This is a genomic window from Actinomadura soli (assembly GCF_005889715.1).
Lineage (GTDB): Bacteria > Actinomycetota > Actinomycetes > Streptosporangiales > Streptosporangiaceae > Spirillospora > Spirillospora soli.
The window spans coordinates 1-13,112 of sequence record NZ_VCKW01000236.1 but is presented as its reverse complement, the minus strand read 5'-3'; the positions used below and the strand labels follow the sequence as shown (position 1 = coordinate 13,112).

General features: G+C 73.2%; 12 protein-coding genes. 1 reads left to right on the top strand and 11 read right to left on the bottom strand.

What is annotated here, in order from left to right; translation table 11 throughout:
- Positions 1-60: 60 nt before the first annotated feature.
- A complete protein-coding gene (locus tag ETD83_RS32505) occupies positions 61-768 on the top strand; it encodes a cupin domain-containing protein (RefSeq protein ID WP_329603007.1) in 708 nt (235 codons plus the stop codon).
- 54 nt (positions 769-822) lie between these two features.
- On the opposite strand, the gene ETD83_RS32500 is transcribed toward ETD83_RS32505, so the two are convergent.
- From ETD83_RS32500 to ETD83_RS32450, 11 genes are all read right to left on the bottom strand, one after another.
- On the bottom strand, positions 823-1,845 hold the full coding sequence (locus ETD83_RS32500) for a sugar phosphate isomerase/epimerase family protein (protein ID WP_138649033.1): 1,023 nt from the start codon (positions 1,843-1,845) through the stop codon (positions 823-825).
- Position 1,846: 1 nt separating this feature from the next.
- Positions 1,847-2,989: a Gfo/Idh/MocA family protein gene (locus ETD83_RS32495; protein ID WP_138649032.1), complete on the bottom strand. Its 1,143-nt coding sequence runs from the start codon at positions 2,987-2,989 to the stop codon at positions 1,847-1,849.
- Positions 2,990-3,060: 71 nt separating this feature from the next.
- Positions 3,061-4,119, bottom strand: a complete 1,059-nt coding sequence (locus ETD83_RS32490) for an ABC transporter substrate-binding protein (protein WP_138649031.1) — start codon at positions 4,117-4,119, stop codon at positions 3,061-3,063.
- Between the two features lie 36 nt (positions 4,120-4,155).
- A complete protein-coding gene (locus ETD83_RS32485) occupies positions 4,156-5,217 on the bottom strand; it encodes an ABC transporter permease (protein ID WP_230421337.1) in 1,062 nt (353 codons plus the stop codon).
- On the bottom strand, positions 5,214-6,740 hold the full coding sequence (locus ETD83_RS32480) for a sugar ABC transporter ATP-binding protein (protein WP_138649030.1): 1,527 nt from the start codon (positions 6,738-6,740) through the stop codon (positions 5,214-5,216). The genes ETD83_RS32485 and ETD83_RS32480 overlap by 4 nt, the downstream gene beginning before the upstream one ends.
- 53 nt (positions 6,741-6,793) lie before the next feature.
- Positions 6,794-7,984, bottom strand: coding sequence for an ROK family transcriptional regulator (locus tag ETD83_RS32475; RefSeq protein WP_205718010.1), 1,191 nt, complete (start codon positions 7,982-7,984; stop codon positions 6,794-6,796).
- A 172-nt stretch (positions 7,985-8,156) separates the two neighbouring features.
- Positions 8,157-8,765, bottom strand: a complete 609-nt coding sequence (locus ETD83_RS32470; protein WP_138649029.1) for a GTP-binding protein — start codon at positions 8,763-8,765, stop codon at positions 8,157-8,159.
- Positions 8,746-9,135, bottom strand: coding sequence for a DUF742 domain-containing protein (locus ETD83_RS32465; RefSeq protein ID WP_138649028.1), 390 nt, complete (start codon positions 9,133-9,135; stop codon positions 8,746-8,748). The genes ETD83_RS32470 and ETD83_RS32465 overlap by 20 nt, the downstream gene beginning before the upstream one ends.
- Positions 9,136-9,138: 3 nt before the next feature.
- A complete protein-coding gene (locus ETD83_RS32460) occupies positions 9,139-9,585 on the bottom strand; it encodes a roadblock/LC7 domain-containing protein (RefSeq protein WP_138649027.1) in 447 nt (148 codons plus the stop codon).
- Positions 9,582-12,146 carry a nitrate- and nitrite sensing domain-containing protein gene (locus ETD83_RS32455; protein WP_138649026.1) on the bottom strand — a complete coding sequence of 855 codons (2,565 nt, stop codon included), beginning with the start codon at positions 12,144-12,146 and terminating at the stop codon, positions 9,582-9,584. The genes ETD83_RS32460 and ETD83_RS32455 overlap by 4 nt, the downstream gene beginning before the upstream one ends.
- A gap of 119 nt (positions 12,147-12,265) precedes the next feature.
- Positions 12,266-12,697, bottom strand: coding sequence for a roadblock/LC7 domain-containing protein (locus tag ETD83_RS32450; RefSeq protein ID WP_407921534.1), 432 nt, complete (start codon positions 12,695-12,697; stop codon positions 12,266-12,268).
- Positions 12,698-13,112: the final 415 nt, after the last annotated feature.

Below are 13,112 nucleotides of genomic sequence, written 5' to 3'. Positions count from 1 at the left end.
GCCCCCACCCACCACCATTCAACGGACGAGCTCCGCTCGACACCGCCTAGGCTTGATCATGTGCTGATCCTGACGACGCTCGACGGCTGGCGGGCCCAGCCCGGGCCCAGGTTCGTCCTGTCCGATGCGGGCGCGGTGTGGGCGCCGGACGACGACGCCGGGGCGCTGGCCGTCGCCGACGACGTGTTCGCGGACGGCCAGGTCGTCGCCGTCACGCTCGACCCGGAGCCCGGTGCGGCGCCGCCGCGCGGGGTGATCGACCGGACGGCGGCGGCCCGCGTCCGGTACGCCCGGCGCGGCCCGGACGGGCGGCACGCGGCGCTCCTCGACCGGCCCGCGACCGCCGAAGCGCTGGACCTGCTGCCGCATCCGGAGGGCGGCTGGTACCGGGAGACGTGGCGCTCGGACGCGGCCTTCACACCGGACGGCTACCCGGGCGAGCGGGCGTCGGCCACCGGCATCTACTTCCTGCTGCCACCGGGCGAGGAGTCGGTGTGGCATGCCGTCCGGTCCACCGAGATGTGGCTGTGGCATCGGGGAGGGCCGCTGTCGCTGTTCCTCGGCGGCGACGGGGAACGGCCGTCCGAGCCGCCGGAGCCGGTCACGCTCGGCCCGGACGTCACGGCCGGGCAGGTGCCGCAGGCCGTCGTGCCGCCCGGCGTCTGGCAGTCCGCGCGCCCGGCCGGGCCGCAGGAGGTGCTGGTCAGCTGCGTGGTCTCGCCGGGCTTCGACTTCGCCGACCTGAGGTTCGATCACCGGCCCGGGTGAGGGAGGCGGCGAGCCGCCCCCGCGCGTGGCCTCACGGGAGCGGCACGCCGCAGGTCAATCCGAAGACTCGGACGCGTCGGACGAGAACGCGGCGTCGAACGCGGCCGCCGGCGGCTCCATCGCGTTGAGCGCGCGGACGAACTCCAGGGCCTCGGGGGCGCCCTGAAGGCGGTCCATTCCGGCGTCCTCCCATTCGATCGAGACGGGCCCGGCGTAGCCGATGGAGTTGAGGGCGCGGAACACGTCCTCCCAGGGGACGTCGCCGCGGCCGGTGGAGATGAAGTCCCAGCCGCGCCGCAGGTCCGCCCACGGCAGGTGGGACGAGAGGCGCCCGCGGCGGCCGTCGCCCGTGCGGACCTTCGTGTCCTTGCAGTCGACGTGGTAGATCCGGTCGCGGAAGTCGAACAGGAAGCCGACCGGGTCGAGGTCCTGCCACACGAAGTGGGACGGGTCGAAGTTCAGCCCGAACGCGGGGCGGTGCCCGATCGCCTCCAGCGTCCGGACGGTCGTCCAGTAGTCGTAGGCGATCTCGCTCGGGTGGACCTCGTGCGCGAACCGGACGCCCGCCTCGTCGAACACGTCCAGGATCGGGTTCCAGCGGTCGGCGAAGTCGGCGTAGCCGCGCTCGACCATCGCGTCGGGGACGGGCGGGAACATCGCGACCGTGTGCCAGATCGAGGAGCCGGTGAAGCCGACGACGGTGCCGACGCCGAGCGCGGCGGCGGCGAGGGCCGTATCCTTCATCTCGGCGGCGGCGCGCCGCCGGACGCCTCCGGGCTCGCCGTCGCCCCAGATGCGCGGCGGCAGGATCGCCTGGTGGCGCTCGTCCGGGATGTCGCAGACGGCCTGCCCGACGAGATGGTTGGAGATCGCCCACACCTTCAGGTCGTGCTTGGCGAGGATCTCCAGCCTCCGCGGGATGTAGGCGTCGTCGGCGAGCGCCTTGTCGACCTCGAAGTGGTCGCCCCAGCAGGCGATCTCCAGGCCCTCGTAGCCCCAGCCAGACGCGAGCCGGCAGACCTCCTCGAACGGCAGGTCCGCCCACTGGCCGGTGAACAGCGTGATCGGTCGTGCCACTTCACTGACTCCCTTCGACGTCGGTCCAGCATCGCGAGGCGGCGCTGCCGGCGACCGCGGCGAGGACGCGCTGCACCTGGAGGCCGTCGGCGAACGAGGGGCTCGGGTCCGTGCCGTCCGCGATGGCGGCGAGCAGGTCGGCGATCTGGTGGGTGAACGTGTGCTCGTACCCCAGGATGTGACCGGGCGGCCACCACCGTCCGGCGTACGGGTGGACGGGCTCGGTCACGACGATCCGCCGGAAACCGGACGCCGCCGCGTCGTCGCCCGCGTCGTAGAACCACAGCTCGTTCAGCGACTCCAGGTCGAACGCCAGCGCGCCGGACGAGCCGCTGACCTCGATGCGCAGCGCGTTCTTGCGTCCGGTGGCGAACCGGGTGGCCTCGAACGTCGCGAGCGCGCCGCCGCCCGTGCGGCCGATGAACAGGGCGGCGTCGTCCACGGTGACGCGGGCCGTGCCGCCGCCCGGCACCGGACGTTCCGGGACGAACGTGTCCAGCAGCGCCGACACCCCGACGAGCGACTGCCCGGTGATGAACTGCGCGGTGTCGACGATGTGCGAGGCGATGTCGCCGAGCGCGCCCGACCCGGCCCGGTCGCGGTCCAGCCGCCAGGTGAACGGGGCCCGCGGATCGGACAGCCAGTCCTGGAGGTACTGCGCGCGGATGTGCCGGACGGTCCCGACGCGGCCCTCGGCCACCAGCCGGCGGGCGAGCGCGACCGCCGGGACGCGCCGGTAGTTGAACCCGATCATCGACCGGACGCCGCGGGCCCGCGCCCGCTCCGCCGCGGCGGCCATCGCCTCCGCCTCCGCGACCGTGTTGCCGAGGGGCTTCTCGCACAGCACGTGCTTGCCCGCGTCGAGCGCGGCGACGGCGATCTCGGCGTGGGTGTCGCCGGGCGTGCAGATGTCGACGATCTGGACGTCGTCGCGGCGGAGCAACTCCTTCCAGTCGGTCTCCACCGACGCCCAGCCGAGCGACGCGGCGGCCGCGCGGGCGCGCTCGGCGGAGCGTCCGGCCAGGGCGGTCATGACGGGCGTCAGCGGCGGCGCGAAGAACGGCCCGACGCTGCGCCACGCGTGCGAGTGGGCGCGTCCCATGAACGCGTGCCCGACCATCCCGACCCCGACGGTCGTGGTCATATCTGCTCCCCTGCTGTTTCCGGCCGGCGCGCCCGCCCCCCACTGCGCGGGCGCGCCGGCGCCCCCGCGGCTCAGGACTCGAAACCGAGCGGCATGTAGCGGTCGACGTTGTCCTTCGTGATCGTCTCGGACGCGAGCGTGACCGACTGCGGCGCCTGCTGCTCGACCAGGTCGGCCATGCCCTTGCCCTGCGCGATCAGCCGGCCCAGCTTGATCGCGGACGCGGCCATCGTCGGCGAGTAGGTGACGGTCGCCTCCAGCACCCCGCCGGCCTTGATCTCCCGCATCGCGTTGGCCGAGCCCGCGCCGCCGACCATGAAGAACTCCTTGCGCCCCGACTGCTTGACCGCGGCGAGCACGCCGACGCCCTGGTCGTCGTCGTGGTTCCACAGCGCGTCGATCTTCTTGTGGGCGCGCAGCAGGTTGGAGGCGACCTGGTTGCCGGACTCGACGGTGAACTTCGCGTCCTGCTTCGCGGTGACCGAGAAGCCGTACGACTTCAGCGCGTCCGCGAAGCCCTTGCTGCGGTCCTGCGTCAGCGGCAGCGTCGCGATGCCCTGGATCTCCACGATCACCGGGTCCGAGACGCCCTTGTCCTTCAGCTTCTTGCCGACGTAGTGGCCGGCGGAGACGCCCATGCCGTAGTTGTCGCCGCCGATCCACGTCCGGTACGACAGCTTGTCGGGGAAGACGCGGTCGAGGTTGACGACGGGGATGCTGGCGTCCATCGCCTTGCGCGCGACCTGGTTGAGCTGCTCGCCGTCGTTCGGCAGGATCACCAGCGCGCCGACCTTCGCGCGGATCAGCGACTCGACGGCGGAGATCTGCTGGTTGATGTCGTTGGTCGGCTCCACCGGCTTGAACGTGACGTCCGGGTACTTCTTGGCCTGCGCCTCGGCGTTCTTGGCGATCGCCGCGATCCAGCCGTGGTCGGCGGCGGGCGCGGAGAACCCGAGCGTGACCTGCTTGCCCGGCTTGTCGTTGTCGCCGCCGAGCGTGCCGGCCTGCGCGGCGGGCGCCGGGTCGTCCTCGCTGTTGCTGGTGCAGGCCGCGGCGAGAGTGCTGGCCGCGACGACGGCGCCGCCGAACAGCACCCCTCTGCGGGACGGACGAGATGTGTGGTCGCTCATGACGTGCTCCTGGTCATGGGGGGTGGGACGGGGTGGTCAGGCGGGCGAGCGGAGCCCGCGGCGTTGCAGCAGCACCGCGATCACGATGATCACGCCCTTGGCGATGAGCTGGTCGCTGGTCTGCAGGCCGTTCAGGATGAACAGGTTGGTGATGAGGGTGAAGATCAGCACGCCGAGGATGGACCCGGTGATCGTGCCGCGGCCGCCGGTCAGGAGCGTCCCGCCGATGATGACGGCGGCGATGGCGTCCAGCTCGTACAGGTCGCCGTGGGTGCTGGAGCCGGTGGTCGTCAGTGCCATGATGATGATCGCGGCGATGCCGCAGCAGAACCCGGACAGCGCGTACAGCAGCAGCGTGTGCCGGCGGACGTCGATGCCCGCGAGCCGCGCCGCCTCCCGGTTCCCGCCGACCGCGAACGTCCGGCGGCCGAACGTGGTGCGGTTGAGCAGCAGCCACCCGGCGACGGCGACGGCCGCGAAGATGTACACCAGCAGCGGCAGCCCGAGCAGCTTCGTCGTGGACAGCGCCTCGATCGCGTCGTTCTCCGGGCGGATCAGCTGGGTCCTGCGGTCCGACATCCGCTGCGCCAGGCCCCGCGCGGCGACGAGCATCGCGAGCGTGGCGATGAACGGCACCATCCGCCCGTAGGAGATCAGCAGCCCGGTCACGACGCCCGACCCGGTGCCGACGAGGATCGCGCACATCGCCATGACCGCCGGGCCGTACGACTGCGTCGCGACCGTCGTCGCCCACACCGACGCCAGCGCCATCACCGACCCGACCGACAGGTCGATCCCGCCGCCGATGATCACGAAGGTCTGGCCGACGCTGATCACGCCGATGGTGGCGGCGAGCACGAGGACGCCGACCGCGTTCCCGGACGTCGCGAAGTTCTCCGGCTCGGTGATCAGGCCGGCCGCGCAGAGCAGCACCAGCGCCGCGACCAGCCCGAGGTGCCGGATCTCGCCGACGCCGGCGGGCGCGCCGTTCCCGGCCTTCCTCGTCAGGGAGACGAGGGCGCCGCCCCGCTCGTTCGGCCCTGCGCCCTTCCGGGGGGCCTGGGGGGTCGTCCCTCCAGAATGACGGGTCTTCGTCACAGGGCGCTCCCTTCCATGATCATGTTGAGCACGGCGGCCTCGTCGAGGTCGCGGGCGGCGCCGGTGTGCACGACCCGTCCCTCGCGGACGACGAGGACCCGGTCGGCGAGCCCGAGCACCTCGGGGACCTCGCTGGACACCAGCAGCACCCCGATGCCGCGCCCGGCGAGCCCGCGGATCAGCGCGTACAGCTCGGCGCGGGCGCCGACGTCCACGCCGCGGGTCGGCTCGTCCAGGATCAGCAGCCGCAGCTCCGCGGTGCCGAGGAGCCAGCGGGCGAGGACGACCTTCTGCTGGTTGCCGCCCGACAGCGTCACGACGGGGCGGCCCGGGTCGGGCGGGCGGATGTCGAGCGCCTCGATCTGGCGGCGCACGTCGGCGAGCTCGCGGCGGCGGCTGAGCCAGCCGAACGACGCGTACCGCGACAGCCCGGCGACGCTGATGTTCGCGGCGACGGTGCCGGCCGGAAGCAGCGCCTGGCTCTTGCGCTCCTCCGGCGCCATGCCCATGCCGCGCCGCACCGCCGCGCCCGTGTCGCCGGGACGCACCGGACGGCCGTCGACGAGCACCCGTCCCCGGGCGGGGCGCCGCGCCCCGTAGACGGTCTCCAGGATCTCCGAGCGCCCGGACCCGACGAGCCCGGCCAGCCCGACGATCTCGCCCGCGCGGACGGTGAACGACACGTCCTCGAACGATCCCGGCAGCGTCAGGCTCTCGACGCGGAGGATCTCCGGACGGTCGCCGCGCGGCTCCTCGGAACGTTCCGGGAAGACGTACTCGACGTCGCGTCCCGTCATCAGCGACACGATCTCGCCGGTGGACGTGGTGCGCGCGGGGAGCCCGGCCGCGACGGCCCGGCCGTCCTTGAGGACGGTCACCCGGTCGCCGATCTGGCGGATCTCCTCCAGCCGGTGCGAGATGTAGACGACCGCGACGCCCGCGCCGGTCAGCTCCCGGATGATGCGGAACAGGTTGTCCACCTCGTCGTGGGCGAGCGCGGCGGACGGCTCGTCCATCACGATGAGGCGCGCGTCGTGCGACAGCGCGCGGGCCATGCTGACGACCTGCTTGCCCGCCGCGGGCAGCCGCCCGACCTCGCGGCGCGGCGGGATCTCGGCGTGCCCGAGCCGGCCGAGCAGCTCCCGCGCCGACCGCTCGGCGTCGCCGCGCCGGGTGAACCCGAACGTCGCCTTCTCGTGGCCGAGGAAGATGTTCTCCGCGACCGACAGGCCGTCCACCAGGTCGAGCTCCTGGTAGATGGTCGCGATGCCCGCCCGCATCGCGGCGGTCGGCCCGGCGAGCCGCACCGGCGCGCCCGCGAAGACGATCTCGCCCGCGTCCGGCTGATGGGCGCCCGCGAGCACCTTGATGAGCGTCGACTTGCCGGCGCCGTTCTGGCCGAGCAGGCAGTGCACCTCGCCGGGGCGCACGTCGAGGTCGACGCCGTCCAGCGCGCGGACGCCGGGGAACTGCTTGACGATCCCGCGCATCACCAGCAGCGGTTCGGGTGCGGACGAGCCCATCGGGCCTCCTCGGGGGCGGGAGGAACGAAGTCGGAAGGGACGGGCGGAGTCGGTCAGGCGGCGGTGAAGGAGAAGACGTGGTCGCTGATGAGCCGGGCGCCGCCGACGACGCCGGCGGTCCCGGCGAGCTCGGACAGCACGATCGGGAGGTTGCCGGTCGCGAGCGGCGCGGACCGGCGGTAGACGACGCTGCGGATCTCGGCGAGCAGCGCGTGGCCGAGCCCGGCGACGCCGCCCGCGATGATGACGAGGCCCGGGTTGAAGAAGCTGACGAGCCCGGCGAGGACCTGCCCGACATGCCGGCCGCCCTCCCGGATGAGCCGCACGGCGACCGGGTCGCCCGCTGCCGCGGCCATGCCGACGTGCTCGGCCGTCAGCTCCCCGTGGGTCTCCAGCAGCGCGGCGAGCTGCGGCGACTCACCCGAAGCCGCCGCCGCGGCGTCCCGCGCGAGCGCGGCGCCGCCGAAGAACGCCTCCAGGCACCCGGCGTTGCCGCAGGCGCAGATCGGGCCGTCGTCGTCCACGCGGATGTGGCCGATGTCCCCGGCGCTGCCGGACACGCCGCGGTAGATGGCGCCGTCCACGACGATGCCGCAGCCGATCCCGGTGCCGATCTTGACGAGCAGGAAGTCGTCCACCGAGCGGGCCAGGCCGGCGTGCAGCTCGCCGAGCGCCATCAGGTTCACGTCGTTGTCGACCAGCACCGGGCAGCCGAGCTCCTGCCCGATCGCGTCCCGCACCGGGAACCGGTCCCAGCCGGGCATGATCGGCGGGACGACCGGCATGCCGTCCCGGAAGCTGACCGGCCCGGGGACGCCGATGCCGGTGCCGTGCACCTGCGGGATGAGGCCCTCGTCGCGCAGCTTGCCGAGCAGGTCCAGCGCCCGGTCGAGGACGACGGTCGCGCCCTGCCGGACGTCGCACTGCTCGCCGACGTGGCCGAGCACCTCCAGCTCGCCGTCGGTCACGGCGACGTCGATCGAGGTGGCGCCGATGTCGAAGGCGACGAACCGCAGCCGCGGCGACAGCCGGACGATCCCGGACCGCCGCCCGCCCCGGGACGCGGCCAGCCCCGCGCCCTCCACGAGCCCGAGCTCGACGAGCCGGTCCAGCTCGACGGCCAGCTTCGACCGCGACAGCCTGACGACGTCGCCCAGCTCGGCGCGCGAGCGCGGGCCTTCGTCGCGCAGCAGGCGCAGCAGGCGTGCCTGATGCACGTTCTGCGGACGGGCCGGCATGCGCATCACGCCGTCCTCTCCTGGTGGGGGCCGGTTGAGGGGCTTGGCGAGAACGTAACCGGCTTTCGCCGACTTGAGAAGACCTTTCTTCTAGATCATCTCAACTTTTCCCACCCAGAGGACAAAGCTGAGCGTCGAAAGGCCCCCGCGGCACCGCCGCGGGGGCCTTTCGGTCGTCCTAGTAGCTGATCGTCGCCTGGCGGCTGCTCATCGTGCGCATGATGTGCTCGACGAGCGTGATGAGCACCTGCTTGGCGTCCTCGCGGTCGCGGACGTCGCAGGAGATCACCGGGATGTCGGGCGACAGGTCCAGGGCGTCGCGGACCTGCTCGGCCGTGTGCCGCCCCGCCCCGTCGAACCGGTTCACGCCGATGATGAACGGCAGGCCGCGCCGCTCGAAGTAGTCCACCGAGGCGAAGCAGTCGGCCAGGCGCCGGGTGTCCACGAGGACGACGGCGCCGAGCGCCCCCTTCGCCAGCTCGTCCCACATGAACCAGAACCGGTCCTGCCCGGGCGTGCCGAAGACGAACAGCACGAGGCCGTTGGGCAGGGTGATCCGCCCGAAGTCCATCGCCACGGTCGTCGTCGTCTTGCCCGCGACGGCGGTGGTGTCGTCGACCCCGATGCTCTTCTCGGTCAGGGCCTCCTCGGTGCGCAGCGGGCGGATCTCGCTGACCGCACTGACCAGGGTGGTCTTGCCGACACCGAATCCACCGGCGACGAGAATCTTCACCGTCAGCGCGGAATCGCCCTGTGCGGCGTCCGCGTCAGAGCGCACGGATTCCATCGATCACTTCCTTGAGTACGCGCTCGCTGGGGAACTGCGCCACCGGCGCTGGTCGCCGGACCTGTATCAGCGAGCGGTCGAGCAGATCGCCGAGCAGGACACGGACGACCCCGAGGGGAAGTTCCAGATCCGACGCTATCTCGGCGACCGACAGCGGTGTGCGGCAAAGCTCCAAGATCATGTCATGTTCCGGTGCCCACGAGGGCGCCGGATGGAGATCGTCCGCGGGTTCCGGCGCGTCCACGGCGGCGATCAGGGCCACGAGGTCGAACTCGTCGCCCTGGTAGTGCGTGCGGCCTCCGGTCAGCGCGTAGGGCCGGACCACCGGCCCCGCCGTGTCCTCGTCCTCGTGCCAGGCGGCGTCCCCCATGCCTCACCCGCCGCCCGGCTCGGCGGCGGCCCGCGGGTCCGCCGACAGGTGCTGCCCGACGCGGGCGACGAGCATCGCCATCTCGTAGGCGATGATCCCGAGGTCGGCGTCGGCGGCGGCGAGGACGGCGAGGCAGGTGCCGTGCCCGGCGGCGGTGACGAACAGGAACGACGACTCCATCTCCACGATCGTCTGCCGGACGGCCCCGCCGCCGAACGACTCCCCCGCCCCGCGCGCGAGGCTCTGGAAGCTGGCGGCCACGGCGGCCAGGTGGTCGGACTCCTCGCGGGCCAGCCCGCTGGACGCCGCCATCCGCAGCCCGTCGCTCGACAGCACGACCGCGTTCTGGACCGCGTCCACCCGCTGGACGAGGCTGTCCAGCAGCCAGTCCAGCTCGCCGCCGGCCGCGCCGCCCGGGACGTTCGCGCCGGAGTACTGGGCCTCTGTCATGGGGTGTCGTCCTCCTGGTCGCCTGGTCTCCGCTCCCGGTCGTCCGGCTTCCGCACCGTCCCGGCGCCGGCCGCTTCCTGCCTGCCGCGCTGCCAGCCGCGCTGCATGGCGGACAGCTTCGATCGCATTCTCTCGGGCGTGCGCTCGGCGGTCCCGTCCCTGCTCCCGTCCGGGGCTCCGGCCCTGCCGGGCGCGGGGGGCGCGTCCATCGGGACGGGCGCGGACAGCGGCACCGTCCCGGCCTTCTCCGGCTCGGCCTGCGGCGGGGTCTGCGGCGCGGGCCGCCCGGCCCTCGGCGGGACTGGCGGCGCGGCGGGCGGGGCCTGGCCCTTGGCGGCCAGGCGCTCGTCGACCCGCCGTTTGAGCTGCGGCGCGAGGTGCTGCTGCCGCCGCCGCTTGGGCAGCTCGCCCTTCTTCGGCGGAGCCGCCGGCTCGGCTTCCGGCGCCGGTTCGGGCCGGGTCTCAGCCTCTGTCTCGGTCTCCGCCGCCGTCTCGGTCCCGGTCTCGGCGACCAGGCGGACGGCGCCGCCGGAGCCCCACAGGTCCGCCGGCGTGTTCGGCAGCTCCTGCATCGGCCCGGTCGGGCGCCGCGGCGACGGCTCCTGCTCGAAGTTCTCCACGACGAGCGAGCTCGGGATCAGCGCGACCGCGGTCGTCCCGCCGTACGGCGACGGGCGCAGCGTGACCGTGATCCCGTGCCGCTCCGCGAGCCGCGCCACGACGAACAGCCCGAGCTGGGCGCTGTCGGACGGGTCGAACTCCGGCGGGCTGGCGAGCCGCTCGTTGGCGGCGCGCAGCGCCTCCTCGGTCATGCCGAGACCGCGGTCCTCGACCTCGACCGCGAACCCGTTGGCGACCGGCTGGCCGCCGACCCGCACCGGCGACTGCGGCGGCGAGAACGTGGTGGCGTTCTCGACCACCTCCGCGAGCAGGTGGATGACGTCGGCGACCGCGGAGCCGAGCAGCGCGATCCGCGGCAGCGGCTGCACCCGGACGCGCGGGTAGTCCTCGACCTCCGCGACCGCGCCGCGGACCACGTCCACCAGCGGGACGGGACGGCGCCAGCCGCGCCCGGCCGTCTTCCCGCCGAGGATGACCAGGCCCTCGGCGTGCCGGCGCATCCGGGTCGCGAGGTGGTCGAGGCGGAACAGGTCCGACAGCTCGGACGGGTCCTCGGTGCGGCGCTCCATCGTGTCGAGCAGCCCGAGCTGCCGGTGCAGCAGCGCCTGGTTGCGGCGGGCGAGGTTGACGAACACCTCGCTGATGCCGCGCCGGGCCCCGACCTCGCCCTCGGCGGCCGCCAGCACGGCGTCGCGGGCCCGGTCGAACGACTCGGCGATCTGCCGGATCTCGTCGATGCGGTAGTCGACGTCGGGCGCCGGCTCCGGTTCGACGGGACGCCCGGCGCGGATCTGCTCGGCGAGCTTCGGCAGCCGCTCGCGGGTGAAGTCCACGACGCCGGTGGCGAGCGTCCGGCATTCGCGCAGCAGCCGCCGCGAGACGCGGGCCGCGATGACCGCCGACGCCACGATCGCGAGCAGGCCGAGGCCGCCGGCGAAGGCGAGCCGCCAGAACGCGCTGATCGCGATGCCCCTGGCGTGCTCGGTGACGTCGTCGAGGACCTTGTTCTCGAACTCGTACATGCGGGCGTTGGCGATGTCGGCGGCGGACCGCCACGTGGCCGGCTCGATGACCGGGGCGCTGCCGGCGCGCCCGGCGGCCTGCCCCTGGCGACCGGACGACCGCGTCCGCGCGGCCTTGTCCCCGGGCGGCTCGGCGCCGCGGATGACCTCGTCCTCCAGCGCGCGGAGGCGGTGGAACTGCGGGGAGGCGCTGAGGCGCTCGTAGCGGGCGCGGTCGGCGTCCGGCAGGTTCGCCGCGGTGTCGGTGTACAGCATCCGCTGCGCCCCGACGAGCTGCGCGAACAGGCCGCGCTCGGCGGCGGTGATCCGCCCGGCGGCGAGCGCGCCGGTCAGCAGCGCGTCCTCGCGGGCCATGAACTCGCGGGCGCGGCCGAGCGAGGTGAGGGTGCGGGCGTGCGCGGTGATGGACCCGTCGCCCGGGGTGGTCGCGTTGTAGATGGCGAAGCCCGCGTCGATGAGGTCGCCGTACTCGCCGAGCACCTCGCCGCGGTCGGCGATCCGCTGGTCCACGCCGCGGCGGACCGTCTGGAGGGTGCCGAGCCGCTGCACGAGCGCGTCCAGCCGCCGGACGATCTCGGGCCGGATCGCGCCGCGCAGCCCCTGGTCGCGGCTGCCCGCGCGGACGTCCGCGGCGGCCTTGTCGGTCGCCAGCCGCTGTTCCCGCATCGCTCCGGGGGCCGCGACGCGGGCGCCGCCGAGCTCGGCCATCGACAGGCGCCGCTCCTTCTGCAGCCCGTCGATGAGCCGCTGCATGGGCAGCACCGTCTCCTGCTGGAACTTGCGGCTCTGCAGGAGCTCGTTCGCGTCGCCGTAGGTGATGCTGGTGAGGAACACCCACAGCGAGGCCAGCGCCAGCAGCGGCACGAGGACCAGCAGGCTGATCCTCGCCCGGATGGAGGAGAACCGGGGGCGGGACATGCGGGGGGATTCCTCCCGATGCGTGGGAGTACGGGGGTGTGCGGGAGCCTACTACGTCAGGGCTTCCCGGCGATCGGACATCCGCGCGACCGCCACACTCTCGTGCGCATACCGGCAGGTCAGGACATTCCGAGGCGTTCGCCGCCGACCTGCGTGCCGAACCTCGGGCTCGCCTGCATGTGCCGTCCGGCGCGCTTGATCAGCACCGCCATTTCATAGGCGACGAGACCCGCGTCCGCCTCCGCCTCGGCCAGGACGGCGAGACACGTGCCGTCGCCGGCGGCCGACACGAACAGGAGCAGGGCGTCCATCTCGATGATGCTCTGCCGGACGTTCCCGCCCGCGAAGTGCCGTCCCGCGCCGCGCGCGAGGCTCTGCAGGCCGGAGGCCAGCGCGGACAGGTGCTCGGCGTCCTCGCGGCCGAGGTCGCCGGACGCGGCGACCGCCAGGCCGTCCCGGGACAGGATCACCGCCTGCCGCACGCTCGTCACCCGCTGCGCGAAATCGTTGAGCAGCCAGTTCAGCTCACCGGTCACGGTGTCGTGCATCATCGGGCCCTACCTTTCCGGGGGCGCGCCCCCAGACCCCCGGGGCGAAGGGTCCCTGGATCATAAAGGCGGTCCGTGACGGGCCCGCAACCGCTTTGGCCCCTTTCACGCGCATTGCCGCTATTCCCGCCGGTGGTCCGCATGGGCCGCGCCGCCCCGGATGCCCGATCCGAACACAAGAAGATAGCGGCAAATTAGGACAATTTACGTCATTTCCCTCTGTTGTCCCGGGCCATTGCGCCATACTCTGCTTCTTCACCACCACTTCGCCTCGCGGCCGGCACGGGAAGGAGAAGCACGATTCACTCAGGCAACGACGGCGGCCGGGACGGGAGGCCGACCTCCTGGCCGGAGGGCGTTACGATGCCCGCCGTGAGTCCCGAAAGCCAGGCATCCGAGGCACTGCCGTCGCGACGGC

Excerpts from the sequence above, each read along its gene's own strand:
- ETD83_RS32475 (WP_205718010.1), bottom strand. The coding sequence starts at position 7,984 with ATGCGCATGCCGGCCCGTCCGCAGAACGTGCATCAGGCACGCCTGCTG.
- ETD83_RS32450 (WP_407921534.1), bottom strand. The coding sequence starts at position 12,697 with ATGATGCACGACACCGTGACCGGTGAGCTGAACTGGCTGCTCAACGAT.
- ETD83_RS32470 (WP_138649029.1), bottom strand. The coding sequence starts at position 8,765 with ATGGAATCCGTGCGCTCTGACGCGGACGCCGCACAGGGCGATTCCGCG.
- ETD83_RS32495 (WP_138649032.1), bottom strand. The coding sequence starts at position 2,989 with ATGACCACGACCGTCGGGGTCGGGATGGTCGGGCACGCGTTCATGGGA.
- ETD83_RS32490 (WP_138649031.1), bottom strand. The coding sequence starts at position 4,119 with ATGAGCGACCACACATCTCGTCCGTCCCGCAGAGGGGTGCTGTTCGGC.
- ETD83_RS32465 (WP_138649028.1), bottom strand. The coding sequence starts at position 9,135 with ATGGGGGACGCCGCCTGGCACGAGGACGAGGACACGGCGGGGCCGGTG.
- ETD83_RS32460 (WP_138649027.1), bottom strand. The coding sequence starts at position 9,585 with ATGACAGAGGCCCAGTACTCCGGCGCGAACGTCCCGGGCGGCGCGGCC.
- ETD83_RS32480 (WP_138649030.1), bottom strand. The coding sequence starts at position 6,740 with ATGGGCTCGTCCGCACCCGAACCGCTGCTGGTGATGCGCGGGATCGTC.
- ETD83_RS32455 (WP_138649026.1), bottom strand. The coding sequence starts at position 12,146 with ATGTCCCGCCCCCGGTTCTCCTCCATCCGGGCGAGGATCAGCCTGCTG.